The sequence below is a fragment of the Burkholderia sp. SRS-W-2-2016 genome (genome assembly GCF_001931485.1).
In the GTDB taxonomy this organism is placed as follows: domain Bacteria; phylum Pseudomonadota; class Gammaproteobacteria; order Burkholderiales; family Burkholderiaceae; genus Paraburkholderia.
The window spans coordinates 78,149-94,208 of the sequence record NZ_MSDV01000037.1; the positions used below are offsets into that span (position 1 = coordinate 78,149).

The 16,060-nt window shown below is 65.2% G+C and carries 15 protein-coding genes and 1 riboswitch; of the genes, 11 read left to right on the forward strand and 4 right to left on the reverse strand.

The features are described 5' to 3' along the window. The first annotated feature begins 41 nt into the window (after nucleotides 1-41). The 7 genes from BTH42_RS17140 (at nucleotide 42) to BTH42_RS17165 (ending at nucleotide 7,148) form a co-directional block, all read left to right on the forward strand. A complete protein-coding gene (locus BTH42_RS17140) occupies nucleotides 42-440 on the forward strand; it encodes a GreA/GreB family elongation factor (protein ID WP_075301491.1) in 399 nt (132 codons plus the stop codon). Nucleotides 441-582: 142 nt separating this feature from the next. After that, nucleotides 583-700: riboswitch (TPP riboswitch) on the forward strand. 95 nt (nucleotides 701-795) lie between these two features. Beyond that, a complete protein-coding gene (gene thiC / locus BTH42_RS17145; RefSeq protein ID WP_075301493.1) occupies nucleotides 796-2,727 on the forward strand; it encodes a phosphomethylpyrimidine synthase ThiC in 1,932 nt (643 codons plus the stop codon). A gap of 319 nt (nucleotides 2,728-3,046) precedes the next feature. Continuing rightward, nucleotides 3,047-3,259, forward strand: a complete 213-nt coding sequence (locus BTH42_RS17150) for a glycine zipper 2TM domain-containing protein (protein WP_075301495.1) — start codon at nucleotides 3,047-3,049, stop codon at nucleotides 3,257-3,259. A 262-nt stretch (nucleotides 3,260-3,521) separates the two neighbouring features. Further along, nucleotides 3,522-4,031 carry a hypothetical protein gene (locus tag BTH42_RS17155; RefSeq protein ID WP_075301497.1) on the forward strand — a complete coding sequence of 170 codons (510 nt, stop codon included), beginning with the start codon at nucleotides 3,522-3,524 and terminating at the stop codon, nucleotides 4,029-4,031. 146 nt (nucleotides 4,032-4,177) lie between these two features. Next, the gene (locus tag BTH42_RS36050; RefSeq protein WP_256702075.1) at nucleotides 4,178-4,309 is read left to right on the forward strand and encodes a hypothetical protein; all 132 of its coding nucleotides are present in this window, start codon (nucleotides 4,178-4,180) and stop codon (nucleotides 4,307-4,309) included. Beyond that, a complete protein-coding gene (locus tag BTH42_RS17160; RefSeq protein ID WP_075301499.1) occupies nucleotides 4,309-5,907 on the forward strand; it encodes an L-lactate permease in 1,599 nt (532 codons plus the stop codon). The genes BTH42_RS36050 and BTH42_RS17160 overlap by 1 nt, the downstream gene beginning before the upstream one ends. 314 nt (nucleotides 5,908-6,221) lie before the next feature. Further along, a complete protein-coding gene (locus BTH42_RS17165; protein ID WP_075301501.1) occupies nucleotides 6,222-7,148 on the forward strand; it encodes a DMT family transporter in 927 nt (308 codons plus the stop codon). 551 nt (nucleotides 7,149-7,699) lie between these two features. On the opposite strand, the gene bamC is transcribed toward BTH42_RS17165, so the two are convergent. Further along, nucleotides 7,700-8,926 carry an outer membrane protein assembly factor BamC gene (gene bamC, locus BTH42_RS17170; RefSeq protein ID WP_075301503.1) on the reverse strand — a complete coding sequence of 409 codons (1,227 nt, stop codon included), beginning with the start codon at nucleotides 8,924-8,926 and terminating at the stop codon, nucleotides 7,700-7,702. Nucleotides 8,927-8,964: 38 nt separating this feature from the next. Here bamC and BTH42_RS34870 point away from each other — a divergent pair, with 38 nt between their 5' ends. The 3 genes from BTH42_RS34870 to BTH42_RS17180 all read left to right on the forward strand — a co-directional run bounded on the left by BTH42_RS34870 (nucleotide 8,965) and on the right by BTH42_RS17180 (nucleotide 11,202). Beyond that, the gene (locus BTH42_RS34870) at nucleotides 8,965-9,183 is read left to right on the forward strand and encodes a hypothetical protein (RefSeq protein ID WP_143752102.1); all 219 of its coding nucleotides are present in this window, start codon (nucleotides 8,965-8,967) and stop codon (nucleotides 9,181-9,183) included. Between the two features lie 216 nt (nucleotides 9,184-9,399). After that, complete coding sequence (locus BTH42_RS17175) at nucleotides 9,400-9,858, forward strand: DUF2844 domain-containing protein (protein ID WP_075301505.1); 459 nt, start codon at nucleotides 9,400-9,402, stop codon at nucleotides 9,856-9,858. A gap of 78 nt (nucleotides 9,859-9,936) precedes the next feature. Next, on the forward strand, nucleotides 9,937-11,202 hold the full coding sequence (locus BTH42_RS17180; protein ID WP_075301507.1) for a DUF3443 domain-containing protein: 1,266 nt from the start codon (nucleotides 9,937-9,939) through the stop codon (nucleotides 11,200-11,202). Nucleotides 11,203-11,265: 63 nt separating this feature from the next. Here the strand turns inward: BTH42_RS17180 and BTH42_RS17185 are convergent, their stop codons facing one another. After that, the gene (locus BTH42_RS17185) at nucleotides 11,266-11,727 is read right to left on the reverse strand and encodes a hypothetical protein (protein ID WP_075301555.1); all 462 of its coding nucleotides are present in this window, start codon (nucleotides 11,725-11,727) and stop codon (nucleotides 11,266-11,268) included. 324 nt (nucleotides 11,728-12,051) lie between these two features. On the opposite strand from BTH42_RS17185, the gene leuA reads away from it, so the two are divergent. Further along, a complete protein-coding gene (gene leuA / locus BTH42_RS17190; RefSeq protein ID WP_075301509.1) occupies nucleotides 12,052-13,758 on the forward strand; it encodes a 2-isopropylmalate synthase in 1,707 nt (568 codons plus the stop codon). A gap of 112 nt (nucleotides 13,759-13,870) precedes the next feature. On the opposite strand, the gene BTH42_RS17195 is transcribed toward leuA, so the two are convergent. After that, entirely contained in the window at nucleotides 13,871-14,650 is a 780-nt protein-coding gene (locus tag BTH42_RS17195; protein WP_075301511.1) for an amino acid ABC transporter substrate-binding protein, read from the reverse strand. A 148-nt stretch (nucleotides 14,651-14,798) separates the two neighbouring features. Next, entirely contained in the window at nucleotides 14,799-16,034 is a 1,236-nt protein-coding gene (gene boxA / locus BTH42_RS17200; protein WP_075301513.1) for a benzoyl-CoA 2,3-epoxidase subunit BoxA, read from the reverse strand. Nucleotides 16,035-16,060 lie beyond the last annotated feature (26 nt).

Genomic DNA, 16,060 nt, shown 5'->3' on the forward strand with positions numbered 1-16,060 from the left:
ACGCGTGTCCTTCCCTCACCGATTGATTTGGAGTACTCATCGTGAAATCCAAAGCCTGCTACCTGACCGAACTCGACGTCACCCGTCTCGAAAAACACGCCGCCGCCAACGCGAAACTGCAGGACATGCTCGACGACGTACTCGAACGCGCGGTGATCGTCGACTCGCACGAGATCCCCGCCGACGTCGTCACGATGAACTCGCAAGCAACCCTGATCGATACGGCGAGCGGCGAGCAGATGACGTGGACCGTCGTCTATCCGCCCAACGCCGACTTCGCGCAGGGACGCCTGAACGTGTTCTCGCCGGCCGGCCTCGCACTGCTCGGCGCGCGCCGCGGCGAGAGCATCCGCTTCACGCCGCCGAGCGGCGACCAGAAGGTGCTCAAGGTGAACAAGATCCTTTATCAGCCGGAAGCCGCCGACGACTTCACGCTGTAAGCCGTCTGTCGCTGCACCGTAAGACCGCTGACCGGTCCTATCTCAAAAGAAGCATAGAACGAATCCTAACGCGACCCAATGTGTCATTGGGTCCATAAGCGGACAGGTTGCCAAATAGCGGGCAGGCAGTGTATTGTGTGCGCTGCTAACGCGGGGGTCCTGCGTAGCGCGGAGCTGGAGGTCCGTGCGACGTGGGTGAGAAATACCCTTTGAACCTGATCTGGATAATGCCAGCGCAGGGAAGCGTACGGATTTCGCACTCCAGCCTCACCCGCCTCATCTCTCACGCGATCTCCGGCTACTTCCGTCTCGTCTCCTGCTTAGCCGCCCCACTTTGCTTTGTATGGAGACACGCATGAACGCCAATCCGAAATTCATTTCCGCCGAAGCCCACGTGGACGAGGCGGCCGTCGCGCCGCTGCCGAATTCCCGTAAGGTCTACGTGACCGGCTCGCGTCCCGACATCCGCGTGCCGATGCGCGAAATCTCGCAGGCCGACACGCCCGACGGCTTCGGCGGCGAAAAGAATCCGCCGATCTACGTGTATGACACGTCGGGCCCCTACTCCGACCCGGACGCGAAGATCGACATCCGCGCCGGTCTGCCGGCGCTGCGTCAGGCGTGGATCGAAGAGCGCGGCGACACCGAGCCGCTCACCGGTCTGTCGAGCAGCTTCAGCCGCGAACGCGCCGCCGACCCGGCCACCGCGCAACTGCGCTTCCCCGGCCTGCATCGCACGCCACGCCGCGCGAAGGCCGGCAAGAACGTCTCGCAGATGCACTACGCGAAGCAGGGCATCGTCACGCCGGAGATGGAATACATCGCGATTCGCGAGAACCAGCGCCGCGCCGAGTATCTGGAAAGCCTGAAGGCGAGCGGTCCGAACGGCACCAAACTCGCCGCGATGATGGGCCGCCAGCACCCGGGCCAGGCGTTCGGCGCGAGCGCGTTCGGCCCGAACGGCCTCGCCGAAATCACCGCGGAATTCGTGCGCGAGGAAGTCGCGCGCGGCCGCGCGATCATCCCGAACAACATCAATCACCCGGAAAGCGAGCCGATGATCATCGGCCGCAACTTCCTCGTGAAGATCAACGCGAACATCGGCAACTCGGCGGTGACCTCGTCGATCGGCGAGGAAGTCGACAAGATGACGTGGGCGATCCGCTGGGGCGGCGACACGGTGATGGATCTGTCGACCGGCAAGCACATCCACGAAACGCGCGAATGGATCATCCGCAACAGCCCGGTGCCGATCGGCACGGTACCGATCTATCAGGCGCTCGAAAAGGTCAACGGCAAGGCTGAAGACCTGACCTGGGAAATCTTCCGCGACACGCTGATCGAGCAGGCCGAGCAAGGCGTCGACTACTTCACGATTCACGCGGGCGTGCGTCTGCAATACGTGCCGCTGACCGCAAACCGGATGACCGGCATCGTGTCGCGCGGCGGCTCGATCATGGCGAAGTGGTGTCTCGCGCATCACAAGGAAAGCTTCCTGTACGAGCACTTCGAAGAGATCTGCGAAATCATGAAGGCGTACGACGTGGCCTTCTCGCTCGGCGACGGCCTGCGCCCAGGCTCGATCTACGACGCGAACGACGAAGCGCAGCTCGGCGAGCTGAAGACGCTCGGCGAACTCACGCAGATCGCGTGGAAGCACGACGTGCAGGTGATGATCGAAGGCCCGGGTCACGTGCCGATGCAGCTGATCAAGGAGAACATGGACCTGCAGCTCGACTGGTGCGACGAGGCGCCGTTCTACACGCTCGGGCCGCTCACCACCGATATCGCGCCCGGCTACGACCACATCACCTCGGGCATCGGCGCCGCGATGATCGGCTGGTTCGGCACCGCGATGCTGTGCTACGTGACGCCGAAGGAACACCTCGGACTGCCGAACAAGGACGACGTGAAGACCGGCATCATCACGTACAAGCTCGCCGCGCACGCGGCCGACCTCGCGAAGGGTCACCCGGGCGCGCAGGTACGCGACAACGCGTTGAGCAAGGCGCGCTTCGAATTCCGCTGGGAGGACCAGTTCAATCTCGGCCTCGACCCGGACAAGGCGCGCGAATTCCACGACGAAACGTTGCCGAAGGACTCGGCGAAAGTCGCGCATTTCTGCTCGATGTGCGGCCCGCACTTCTGCTCGATGAAGATCACCCAGGACGTGCGCGAGTTCGCCGCGCAACAGGGGATGAGCGACGACGAAGCGCTGAAGAAAGGGATGGAAGTGAAGTCGATCGAGTTCATCAAGCAGGGCGCGGAGATTTATCAGCGGCAGTAACGCTTCACGTCGCATCGAAGCGTTTCGCATTACCTGCTTCGCAAGCATCGCAGTATCGAAGCCCGCCGGCATGGCGGGCTTTTTTATTTCCACAGCCCATGCGATGTCGCGGCGATCAGGCACGCCACCTGCTAATGCACAGGAAACATTTGATTACCAAAGCGGCGCCGCGCTGACAAGCGCACACATCTGGATACGGCGTTCGCGGCTACGATCAAATGCAAGGAGCGCGACGTGTGCGTCGTCGTGAATTTTCGCCGGTCGCGCCTACGGGAATTCGCTTGATCAAACGTGTCTAACTACAAACGGAGTCAGCATCATGAAAACGATCCGTCATCTCGGTACGCTCGCCACCATCGCGACCCTTCTGGTCAGTCTGTCGGCCTGCGACGGCATGACCCGACGTCAACGCGACACAGCCATCGGCGCGGGCGTGGGCGGCGCCGCGGGCGCGGCGATCGGCGGCAATGCACTGTCGACGCTGGGCGGCGCGGCGGCGGGCGGCATTATCGGCAACCAGGTCGGCAAGTAAGAAGCGCGGGCGCATCGTGCGTGAACGCATTCACGCATCTGTTCACGCGCGATGCTGAACACGCCCGTCGATTCACACAGGATACCGAAGCAAATTTTCAGACCACTCAACGCGGCGCAAACCGTGCCGCCTTCTTTCCGCCCTTCGCATCTGTCGGACCGCAATACGCCGTTACGGTTTTGCCACTGCATTACCGCCGCAAAAGCGTAAGCTCTTGACAGTGATGCCGCGTCACGCGGTATCGAGTCATCGGGAGCGCGCCATGAATTCACGCGTCGTTCATCCTGTCCGCGCCGCTCGCGCGCGCTTTCTTCAGCACTTTCTCCAGCACTTTCTTCAGCCGTCACGCGTTCCGCTCCGCTCTGTCCGCGCATTCGGACGCCCTACTCGCGCGATGTGCGTAGCCGTCGGCGGCGCCATCGCGTTGTCCGGCTGTTATTACTACCCGGCCAGCTACTATCCGTCCGGCTATTACACGTCGTATTACTCGACGGTGGCCGCCCAGCCGGTCGATCCGCAGCAATCTCAAGCGCAGGTGCAGGGACAAACCGCGGCGCCGGGCAGCGCGCAGGACGTCGCGCCCACGTATGCGGTCGCCGCGCCGCCCGTCTATGTGGCGCCGCCGGTCTATCCCGCCTACTACCCGCCGCCGGTCTATCCATACCCCGCTTACTACGGCTATCCCGGCTGGTACGGTCCGTCGATCGCGATCGGTATCGGCGGCTATTGGGGGGGACATTGGGGCGGGCACGGACACGGCCACTGGCATTGACGCGTCCGCGCGAGCTGCCGCACGCTCAGGCGCTTCTCTTGCTCATCGGTCAGCGCGACGCCGCCCGCCCTCGCCGGCACGCCCCGCCGCGCTCGTACTTTCCCGGCTTGACTCGCCGACATTGCGCTCTATCCTTGGAAAGCCTCATGCAGCAACCGCTTAACTCCGGCGGCGCCCGCTTCATCGAGTTCTCTGGCGCGCGTCCGCCCGGTTACCGCGACGCGCCCTTCCTGCGCAGTCCCGCCGCGTCGATCCGAACAACAACGAAGGAGACGTGATGTTCCATCAACTACTCACTCCGGTCGGCAATTCGCTGCTCGCGTCGTTTCTGGTCGCGGCGCTGCCGATCATCGCGGTGCTCGCGCTGCTCGGCTGGGCCCGTCGACCCGCGTGGCAGGCGTCGCTCGCGGGTCTGATCGTCGGTCTGGTGGTGGCGATTTTTGTCTGGCAATTTCCGGTCGGACTCGCGTTCAACTCGGTCGCGGCCGGCGCGGTGTTCGCGTGCTGGCCGGTGATGTGGATCGTGTTCACCGCGATCCTGCTGTACAACATCGCGCAACGCTCGGGACGCTTCGAGGCGTTTCGTGTGTGGATGATCGAGAACCTGCCGAACGACCGGCGCATCGTGCTGGTGGTGGTCGGCTTTTCGTTCGGCGCGCTGCTCGAAGGCATTTCGGGCTTCGGCACGCCGGTCGCGATCACCAGTTCGCTGCTGATCCTGCTCGGCTTCCCGACGCTCGAGGCGCTCACCTTCACGCTGATTTTCAACACCGCGCCGGTCGCGTTCGGCGCGCTCGGCGTGCCGATCACCGTGCTCGGCGCGGTTACTCACCTGCCGTCGGACCTGCTCGCCAAAATGGTCGGCCGGCAGTTGCCGTTCTTCGCGGTGCTGCTGCCGTTCTACGTGATCGGCGTGTACGCGGGCTTTCGCAACATGCTGCGGATCTGGCCGGTGCTGCTGGTGTCGGGCTTGAGCTTCGCGCTGACCCAGTTCGTCGTGTCGAACTTCGTCAACTACAGCCTGACCGACGTGCTGTCCTCACTCGTGTCGCTGATTCTCACCGTCGCGTTTCTGCGCGTGTGGAAGCCGGCCGCCGATCCGCAATTCGCAGTCGACGTCGAGCGGGCCGGCGATACCCGCGGCCGCATCGGCGGCGCGCAGGGCTGGTATCCGTGGATCATCGTGTCGGTCGTCGTGATCATCTGGACGGTCGCGCGGATCTTCACGATCGGCGACGTCAAGGTGCCGTGGCCGGGGCTCGACAAGGCCGTCTTCATCACGCTGTACAACACCCCGTACGGCGCGGTGTGGGACTTCCAGCCGCTCGCGACCGGCACCGCGATCCTGGTCGCGGCGATCATCACCGCACTGGTCGTGCGGCTGAGCGTCGCCGAGTTCGGCCGCGCGATCGCCGACACGTGGGAACAGACGCGCATCGCGATTCTGACCGTCGCGACGATCGTCGGCCTCGCGTATCTGATGAACTACTCGGGGCTCACCTATACGCTCGGGCTCGGGGTCGCGTCGGTCGGGCCGGTGTTTCCGCTCGTGTCCGCGTTCCTCGGCTGGGTCGCGGTGTTCCTGTCGGGCAGCGACACGTCGGGCAACGCGCTGTTCGGCAATCTGCAGGTGGTGGCGGCCAAACAGCTGAACCTGAATCCGGTGCTGATGGCGGCGACCAATTCGTCGGGCGGCGTGATGGGCAAGATGATCTCGCCGCAGAACATCTCGACCGGCGTCGCCACCACCGAGCTCAAGGGCAAGGAGGGCGTGGTGTTCGCGAAGACCTTCAAGCACTCGATTCTGCTGACGGTGCTGCTCGGTCTGCTGGTGTGGGCGCAGCAGAATTTCCTGCAATGGATGATTCCGCATTGACGCTGCGCGTCGCTCATCCGCTTTGATCGCCTGCGGCGGCCATGCGGCGATCACGCGCCACGCATACGCTGAGCCGCGCTGCCCCACCGGCAGCGCGGCACCGTCTACAATGCCACCCGCTCTGATCGCAATTTTTCTCACATACGGGTGAGAATTGCTCGTTTTGCGCGTGCCCTCGCGACGCTTACGATCGAGCTCAACCGACGCCGCCATCTCCCGTATCTTGCCGTTTCATTCCACGCTGAAACGTTTCGAGCGATTGCGCTGCTACGATGCGCTGGCGTCCCGACTCAACCGCGCGCGGCGCCTGCCCAATGAACACCAGAAACCTGCTGCAACTCCTGATTCTCGCCGCCCTGTGGGGCGCGTCGTTCCTGTTCATCCGCGTCGGCGTCAGCGACTTCGGCGTCGCTCCGTTGATGGCGCTGCGCGTCGGCATCGGCGCGCTGTTTCTCGCCGTGGTGCTGATCGCGCGACGCCCGCTGCGGCAGTCCGCGAGCTTGCTGCGCAGCCGCGCGCTGCCGCTGCTGGTGGTCGGCATCCTCAATTCGGCCGCGCCGTTCTGCCTGTTCGCGTATGCGGAGCTGACGCTGTCGGCCGGCGCGACCTCGGTGATCAATGCGAGCGCGCCGCTGTGGGGCGCGCTGGTCGGCTTCCTGTGGCTGCGCGACAAGCTGAGCGCGCTACGCACGCTCGGGCTGGCGGTCGGTTTTCTCGGCGTGCTGATGCTGGTGTGGGATCAGATCGCGGCGCCGGCCGGTTCGTCCGCGGCGCCATCGACCATCGCGCTCGCGGCCGGCGCCGCGCTCGCCGCGACGCTGCTGTACGGGATCGCCGCCAACTACACCAAGCGCTACCTGACCGGCGTCGACGCGCTGACCGTCGCGACCGGCACGATGCTCGGCGCGACGATCGTGTTGCTGCCGCTCGCGGTGATCTACTGGCCGGCCGCACCGATCTCGCTGCACGCGTGGGGCGCGGTGATCGCGCTCGGGGTGGCCTGCACCGGCGTCGCGTACATGCTGTTCTTCCACCTGATCGCAGTGGCCGGCCCGGCCCGCGCGATTGCCGTGACCTTCGTGATTCCGATCTTCGGCATCCTGTGGGGCGCGCTGTTTCTCGGCGAAGCGATCTCGCCCGGGATGCTCGAAGGCTGCGCGGTGATTCTGGCCGGCACCGCGCTCGCAACCGGCGTAGTCAAGCGCCTGCCGTGGTTCGGCACGCGCCGCGCGGACACCTGAACCTCTCCCGCGCCGGCGGCTACGCAACATCCCCCGCACAAAAAAATAGCCCGCACTCCTGGAGTGCGGGCTAAAAACCGTCGCCCTACGAGGATAGGCGACGGGGCCACCGGGGCCACGCGCGTCGCGCGCGGCCGTTGTCGGCTCAGCGCAGGCTCTTCGGCCTACGCCATGGGCGGAGGGAAACGCAGTTGGGGAACCGGCCGCTAACTCACGCCGGGCATCCCATCCGGCCCCATGAGTCTTATAAAGCAGCTTGTGTGCCAGTTATTGCGCGGCGCAGCGAATTGTTTGCAACCCACTGATTTTTATTGAGATATTTCTTACAGGGCGGCAGAAAAGCGCGCGTGAGGAGCAGCCGGAGAGCGTCCGGGCGAGTTACGTCACCGGGGTAACGTCACGTTACATGGGCTCACGTGTGCGCTCGCACGCGGGCAATTGCGCAACGCAATGCCCGACGCCACCTGCGCGCGGACGAAAAAAAAGCCCGGCTCAGCCGGGCTTTTTTCGAATCAGCAGCGCGAGCCGCGAGGCTCACGCATCCATGCGCATCAGTGCAGCTGATAGACCATCAGACTCAGGATCTGCTTGGCCTGCGGGCTTTCGTCGACCTGCCCCTTGTCGTCGACGATGGCGACGCGGGTTTCGTTCGGCGTCACCGCGCGCACGTTCACGCGATACTGCTTCGCGACCTTTTCCTTCTTGCCGTGGAACACCTGGCTCCAGAAGCCCTGCTCGGCCGACGACATGTCCTTCGGATCGACGTAGCGCACGAAGTACAGACCACGGCTCACGTCGCGATCGTCGACGGTGAAGTTGCTGCGGTCGAGCGCGAGGCCGACGCGCAGCCACGCGCGGTCATACGGCTCGCCCAGCGAGAGTTCGGTCGACGACATCTGCGCGGACGTACTCGCCGCATCGTCCGGCATCGGCTGCTGGGCCGCGAGTGCGACGTTCTGCGCCGCGGTGGCGGCCGCGGCCGACTTCGCGCCGGTGCCCGCCGCGTTAGGCGCGACCTGCGCGCCGGCCGGCGACAGTTCCGCGTTCTGCGTGTCGCCCTGCGAGCGCGAATCGGCGCGCCCGAGCGCGGCCATCAGGCGCTTCAGATATTCCTGCTCGAGCGCCGGATCGTTCGGCTTCGGCTGCCATTCGCTCGAATCCTTGTTGGTGCCGGTGATCGCCTCGCGCATGCCCTTCTGGCTGACGAACACATAGGTGCCGCCGTTCGGCGCCTTCTCGAGACGGGTGCGGAACTTGTTGCGCTCCGAGGTCACGTAGCTGTTGCCCATTGCCTTGGACAACGTATTGCGGATAAAGCCGTTGTCGATCTGCGCGTGGGTTTCGTTCCAGTCGGTTTCCATCACGCCCTTGTCGCGCTGGTCGACCACCAGCAGGAAGCCCTGCTCCTGCCAGAAACGGCGGATTTGCGGCCATGCCTGATCGGGCGCCTTGTTGTCGATCACGAGCCAGCTTTCGGTGCCGTCGCGCTGGATATGCATGCCCTGAACCTGCGGCACGACCGCCACCGCGTCGCCCGCCGGCGCCTGCGCCTGTACCTGCTTCAACGTAGACAACGACGTTTCGCCGCCCTGCGGCGGCAGCGAACGCTGATCGGCCGTCTCGTCGATCATGTTCGGCGGCACGGCAAGCGATGCCTGCTTCGACTTCGAGTCGCTCTTGTAGTCGATTTTGGTCGGCGACGAGGTGCCACAGCCGGCGACCAGCCCGCCCGCCATCAGCAATACTGCAAACCGCTTGGTAAGACGAAGATCAGTCATGTTCGGGGAATCCTTCCGCTACGCCACGGCAAGTTTCCGTGGATCAACCCAACATTTTACCGGTCCCGGCGAAGCGTGTGCAAAAACTGGGGTTTGCCCGCGCTAAAGCCGAAGCCCGCCGATGCCGACAAGCGCGTAGTGACCTCGACGACGGCGGAGTGAAACACCTTGGCAAGCGATTTGACGAAGCGCACCGCATCGACCCTTCGACTGCGGGAAAAAAGGCCGTTCCTGTCATTTTGTCAGTATTGTTATGAGGGTTATTTAACAATAAATGACAGTTTCCGATTGACGTGGGAAAGTTCTCACACTTTCGCCGGAAGCTGCTTCAGAAAAGGCTTTCGGCGGGTATGCACCCGGCTTCGAGGTGCAGGGGTACGTGTCCAACACGGCCTACAAAAAATTAAAAAAACCGGGCGGTTCACAAATCCGTTATCTCAATAAAGCCCGGACGCAATTCGAGGACAAGCCACATGTACAAGCTCTGTTTCAACCGATCGGTGAGCGCCGCGGCGCTCGCGGTGCTCGTCTGCTGCGCGAGCGCGCATGCGCAATTGGGCGGCACGATGCCCAGCGGGGCCGTGGCCGGCGCCAGCGCGCCGCGTACGGTGCTCAACGGCGCGCTGCGCGAGCGCACGTGGACCGACGCCGGCAACACGGTAATCAACGAATACGCGACCAGTACCGGTCAGATCGTCGCCTATGCATGGCAGGGCCCGACGATGCCGGACCTGCACGCGTTGCTCGGCAAATATGCGGACTCGTATCAGGCCGGCGCCGCCGCCGCGGCGGGTAGCGGCAACCTGCATGCGTCGCGGGTCGCGCGCTCCGACGTGATCGTGGAGTCCGGCGGGCCGATGCGCGGCTACGTCGGCCGGGCGTGGTTGCCGGCGGCGCTGCCCGCCGGCGTGACGTCCGACGACATCCAGTAAGTAACGCGCGCGCGTGCCGTCGCGTCGTTCGCGCGCCGGCACGCGCCCTTCCGTGCACCCGACCGGTCCTCACACGCCATGAAATCCGCCCTGCGTTTCCACGCCCTGCTCCTCGTCGTCTGCGCGGCTCTTGCCGCGTGCGGCGGCGGGGGCGGCGACAGCTCGTCAACCACCTCGACGCCGTCCACGCCTTCGTCCAGCGGCACCAGCTCGAGCGGCTCGACCAGCGCGACCAACACGACTCAAACCACCAGCGTGCCGCAATCGACCGTGGCCAACGTGCAGCCGATCGCGGTCGGCGTGTCGCCCGGCAACACCCGCAACATGCTGACGACCAGCGTCACCGTCTGCGAGACCGGCACCAGCAACTGCGCGACGATCGACGATATCCAGGTCGACACCGGCTCGAACGGCCTGCGCATCCTCGCATCGGCGCTGCCGGCGAACCTGTCGCTGCCGAGGCTCGCGGCGGGCGGCGGCGTCAGCGCCGAATGCGCGGTGTTCGGCAGCGGCTACGCGTGGGGTTCGCTGCGCAACGCCGACGTGCGCCTCGCGGGCCAGCTGGCCGCGTCGATTCCGATTCACGTGATCGCCGACAGCGCGCTGCCCGCCGCGCCGACCGACTGCGCGAACGCGGGTCCGGCGCTGCTGACGGTCGCGAGCCTGCATTCGAACGGGATCCTCGGCGTCGGTCTGTTCCCGGTCGACTGCGGCAGCGGCTGCTCGAACGCGGCGCTGCCGCGCTGGTACTACAGCTGCACGACGGGCGGCAGCTGCACCGCGACGCGGCAACCGATCGCGCAGCAGGTGACCAACCCGGTCAGCAGCTTCGCGCTCGACAACAACGGCGTCGTGATCGATCTGCCGGCCGTCGCGGATGACGGCGCGCTCAGCGTGGCGGGCTCGCTGATCTTCGGCATCGACACCCAGGCGAACAACACGCTGAGCGGCTCGACCGTGCTCAAGGCGAATGCGGCGACCGGCTACGTGACGACCAGCACCGGCGGCCAGACCTATGCGCTGAGCTATCTCGACAGCGGCTCGAACGGGCTGTTCTTCCGCTCGACGCAATTCCCGCTGTGCGGCTTCTGGTTCTGCCCGAGCACGACGCAGGCGTTGAGCGCGTCGATCACCGGCGCCGATGGAGTGTCGAGCACGGTGTCGTTCACGGTCGGCAATTCGAGCACGCTGTTCGCGTCGGCGAACAACGCGTTCGCCAATCTGGCCGGCAACGCGAGTCAGGGCTTCGGCTGGGGGCTGCCGTTCTTCTACGGCAAACGGGTGTATACGGCGATCGCGGCGCGCAATACGTCGGCGGGCGCCGGGCCGTATTACGCGTTCTGAAGTGAGTCAGTGAAGGAGCGCAGCGCGGTTGCGTGAGCGGGGCGCGGCGAGCGCGCGGCGGGCCTAGCCCGCTTCGCTGGCCGCCTGCTCGACCGGCGCGGCCAGTTGCGCCGGCGCGAGCCAACGGAATACGTCGAGTGTTTCGCCGTGGAACGTGCACTCGGCCGCGGCCGGCGTGTTGACCTTCTTCGGCGTGGCGGGCTTCGCCGCCACTTCGAGGTCCGAGGCCGCGTGCGGCGCCGATGCGGCCAGCGGCGCGGAAGCCGCGAGCGCGTCGGAAGCGGCCGCATCCGGCACACCCGCCCGATGCTCGATCGCCCCCTCGACCACCACGCGCGAGCCGCGAATCGCGGCGCCCCGGTGGCTGACCCGCAGCGTATCGGCCGCCATCCCCGTCGCCGGATCGGCGAGTTTGTCGCGCATCAGCTGCTCGCATGCGCTGGAGTTGCGGGTGGCGATCGTGCAGCCCGCGAGCAGCGCGGCGGCGCTCGCGATACAGGCGATAGGGAGGAGCCGAATTTTCATCGAAAGTCCGTTGTGCCAAGCGTCGGCCATTGTAGCTTAGGCCTTGTCGCGCGGCATCGCAGCCGTTTCGGCGCTTGACGCGCCGCCGCGAATGTGTTCCCATTGCGCTCTATGTACCGCGCCCAGACCACCCTATCGCTACTACTAGCCCGCTCTACCGGGCTAGGTCTGCTGCTGCGCGCGTCCGCTTCTCTCTGATCCACCGAAGCATCGCTTGAATCCCCAGTAACTGACCCAGCCCCGGTTTCCGACCGGCGGCCCAGTTTCGCGTTTTCGTCGTCCGGTCGACACCTGCTCCCCCGGTCTCTCCCTCGGATGATGAAAATGTTGAAAAACCCTGCTACCAAGTACCGCTCGTTCAAGCCCATCAATTTGACGGACCGCCAGTGGCCGTCGCGCACCATCACGCGCGCGCCGATCTGGATGAGTACCGACCTGCGCGACGGCAACCAGGCGCTGTTCGAGCCGATGAACGCCGAGCGCAAGATGCGCATGTTCAAGACGCTGGTGCAGATCGGCTTCAAGGAAATCGAAGTCGCGTTTCCGTCGGCATCGCAGACCGATTTCAACTTCGTGCGCGAGCTGATCGAGGGCGGCCATATCCCCGACGACGTGACGATCGAAGTGCTCACCCAGGCACGCGACGATCTGATCGAGCGCACCTTCGAATCGTTGCGCGGCGCCCCGCGCGCGATCGTCCACCTGTACAACGCGACCGCGCCGGAATTCCGCAAGATCGTGTTCGGCCTCGAAAAGAGCGGCGTGATCGAACTCGCGCAGAAGGCCGCGCGCACGATGAAGCGCCTCGCCGACGCGCAGCCGGACACCCACTTCACGCTGCAATACAGCCCGGAAGTGTTCAGCGGCACCGAACTCGAATTCGCGAAGGAAGTCTGCGACGCGGTGTTCGACATCTGGGAACCGACGCCGCAGCACAAGGCGATCGTCAACCTGCCGGCCACCGTCGAAATGGCCACGCCGAACGTCTACGCGGACCAGGTCGAATGGATGCACCGCAACCTCAAGCGCCGCGATTCGCTGATCGTGTCGGTTCACCCGCATAACGACCGCGGCACCGCGGTCGCCGCCGCCGAACTCGCGGTGATGGCCGGCGCCGATCGTATCGAAGGCTGCCTGTTCGGCAACGGCGAGCGCACCGGCAACGTCGACCTCGTCACGCTCGCGTTGAACCTGTACACCCAGGGCGTCGACCCGGAACTCGATTTCTCGAACATCAACGAAGTCGCCCGCACCGCCGAGGAATGCACGCAGTTGCCGGTGCATCCGCGTCATCCGTATGTCGGCGATCTGGTGTTCACCGCGTTCTCGGGCTCGCACCAGGACGCGATCAAGAAGGGCTTCGCCGCGCAGAAGCCGGACGCGATCTGGGAAGTGCCGTACATGCCGATCGATCCGAGCGACCTCGGCCGCACCTACGATTCGGTGATCCGCGTGAACAGCCAGTCGGGCAAGGGCGGCATCGCGTATCTGCTCGAGCAGAGCTACGGCGTGGTGTTGCCGCGCCGTCTGCAGGTCGACTTCAGCTCGGCCGTGCAGCGCTACACCGACGACAGCGGCCAGGAAGTCACGCCCGCGCAGATCTGGGAACTGTTCCAGCAGGAATACGTGCATGCCGCCGAGCCGGTCCGTTACATTAGCCACAGCCTGTCCGAGCAGGACGGCCGCGAGCACATCAAGCTGAACGTCGAAATCAACGGCACGCCGCGCGTGCTGGCGGGCGCCGGCAACGGTCCGCTCGACGCGCTGATGCATGCGTTCGACGTGCCGGTGCGCATTCAGCACTACGAAGAGCGCGCACTCACGCAGGGCGCGGACGCCCGCGCGATCGCGATCGCCGAAATGGCCGGCGCGGATGTGTCGGGCAGCGCGTTCGGCGTCGGTGTCGATGCGAACCTGGTGACCGCGTCGATCCGCGCGGTGATCAGCGGCGTGAACCGTGCGTATGCCCGCGTGAGCGCGGATGCGCAGGAGCGTTTCTTCGACGCGTCGCTGAGCGACGCGACGGTCTGAGTTCTTCGGACCTGAGATAGAAGAAGCGGCGCGCCGGATAGACGGCGCGCTAATGACAGAGGGGGCGTTTTCACGCCCCCTCTTTTTTATTGGCGATTTATCACGCGCCGATTCATTGATAGACGTCGCGGCCGAAGTACTTCTGCGAAATCCGCAGATAGGTGCCGTCTTTGCGCAGGCTCGCGAGCGCGTCGTCGAGCGCCGCGCGCAGTTTCGGGCTGCCCTTGCGGATCAGCACCCCGGCGCGGTCCCCGCTGCCGGCCGAATGATCGACCGCGACGACCTTTACTTTGGCATCCGGCCGGCGCTTGCGGTAATCGAGAAACGACAGCGAATCGTTGACCGTCGCATCGACGCGGCCCGCGATGACGAGATCGATCGAGTCTTCGAAACCCGCCGCCGGAATCACCTGCGCGCCATACCCGGCCGCGATCCGGCCGACCGCGCTGCTCAGCGTGTTGGCCGATTTACGGCCTTTCAGGTCGTCGAACGAGCGGATGCTGGTGTTGTCCGACGCGACGATCAGCACCGAATGCGACGTGATGTACGGCGTCGAGTAGTCGTATTTGAGCTTGCGTTCGTCGGTGATCGCGACTTCGTTGATCACCGCGTCGTAACGGTTCATGTCGAGCCCGCCGATCATGCCGTCCCATTTGCCCTCGATGAATTGCGCGTCGACGCCGAGCCGCTGCGCGATCGCGCTGCCGAGTTCGACGTCGAAGCCGGTTAGCCGGCCCGTTTCGTCGTGATAGCTGAACGGCGCGTAGGTGCCCTCGGTGCCGATGCGCAGCACGCCGGCGGCCTTGATCCGCGCGAGATCGTCGGCGTGCGCCGGCGGCGCGAGCGCGATCTGCAACAACGCGACCAGCGCGAGGGAACGAAGCGGCTTCATCCGATGACTCCGTGGGGTGGCGACCTGTGAGCGGCTGCGGCGCCGGCCGCTTGCGGGGCACGGCGCAACGTGGGCCGACTGTAGCAAACCGTCCACCTTTTTCAAAGCGGAGCGCGGCAGCCACGCGAAGCGCGCGGGCGCGCGCCGCTCAGTAAGTCTCCAGATGCAGGCGCCCTTCCCGCTTCAGTTTCGCCCACAGCGCGTCCCAGTCGAGCTGCTGCTGTTCGGCGATCTCCCGCAGCGCCTGCAACACGCCGTCCTCCATCCCCTTCAGACCGCACACGTAGATATAGGTGTTGTCGTCCTTCAGCAGACTCGCGACGTCGGCCGCGCGCTCGCGCATCGCGTCCTGCACGTAGCGTTTCGCCTGTCCGGCCGTGCGCGAGAACGCCAGCGTGGTGTCGATGAAATCCTTCGGCAGATTCGTCAGCGGTCCGAAGTAAGGCAGCTCCTCCTTGGTGCGCGCGCCGAAAAACAGCATCAGCTTGCCGGTCGCGCCTTTCAGGCGTTTGCGCCGGCGATACTCGGTCATTGCCCGCATCGGCGCGGAGCCGGTGCCGGTACAGATCATCAGCAGATGCGAGTTCGGATGATTAGGCATCAGAAACGTGCTGCCGAACGGCCCGATCACGCTGACCGTGTCGCCCTTTTTCAGATCGCACAGATAGTTCGAGCAGACGCCGTCGACCGCATCGCCGTGCTGCTGCGCGACCCGTTTGACCGTCAGCGACACGTTGTTGTAGCCGGGCCGCTCGCCGTCGCGCGGGCTCGCGATCGAGTACTGGCGCGCATGATGCACACGGCCGTCGGCGCTCGCGCCCGGCGGCAGAATGCCGATCGATTGCCCTTCGAGCACCGGAAACGGCATCGCGCCGAAATCGAGCACGATGTGATGGATATCGCTAGAAGTAGCCGCATCGGTCAGCCGGTAGTTGCCGACCACGGTCGCGCTGGTCGGGCTCTTGTGCGTGTACAGATTCACGTACGGCTTCGCGGCCGACCACGGCGGCACCAGCGCGCCGCGCACCGTGTCGACTTCGATGCCGTCCGCTTCGTCGGTGCTGTCGCCCTGGGCGGGCGCGGCCGCGTCCGCCGGCGGCACCGCCATCGTGGTCTGTTCGGGCAGCACGTCCCACTTGAATTGCTCGTCGATCGAATACGCGTCGGCCTTCAGCACGGTGCGCCAGTTGTCGATCGCGCCGGTCGGGCACGGCGGCACGCAGGCCATGCAGCCGTTGCAGATATCCGCCCTGACCACGTAGTTGTTGTCGTCGTGCGTGATCGCGTCGATCGGACAGGTCTCTTCGCAGGTGTTGCAGCGAATGCAGATTTCCGGATCGATCAGATGCTGCCGCAGAACTTCGATCGACACTGGGCCGTTCATGACTTCCTCCGACTGCAAAGACAGGT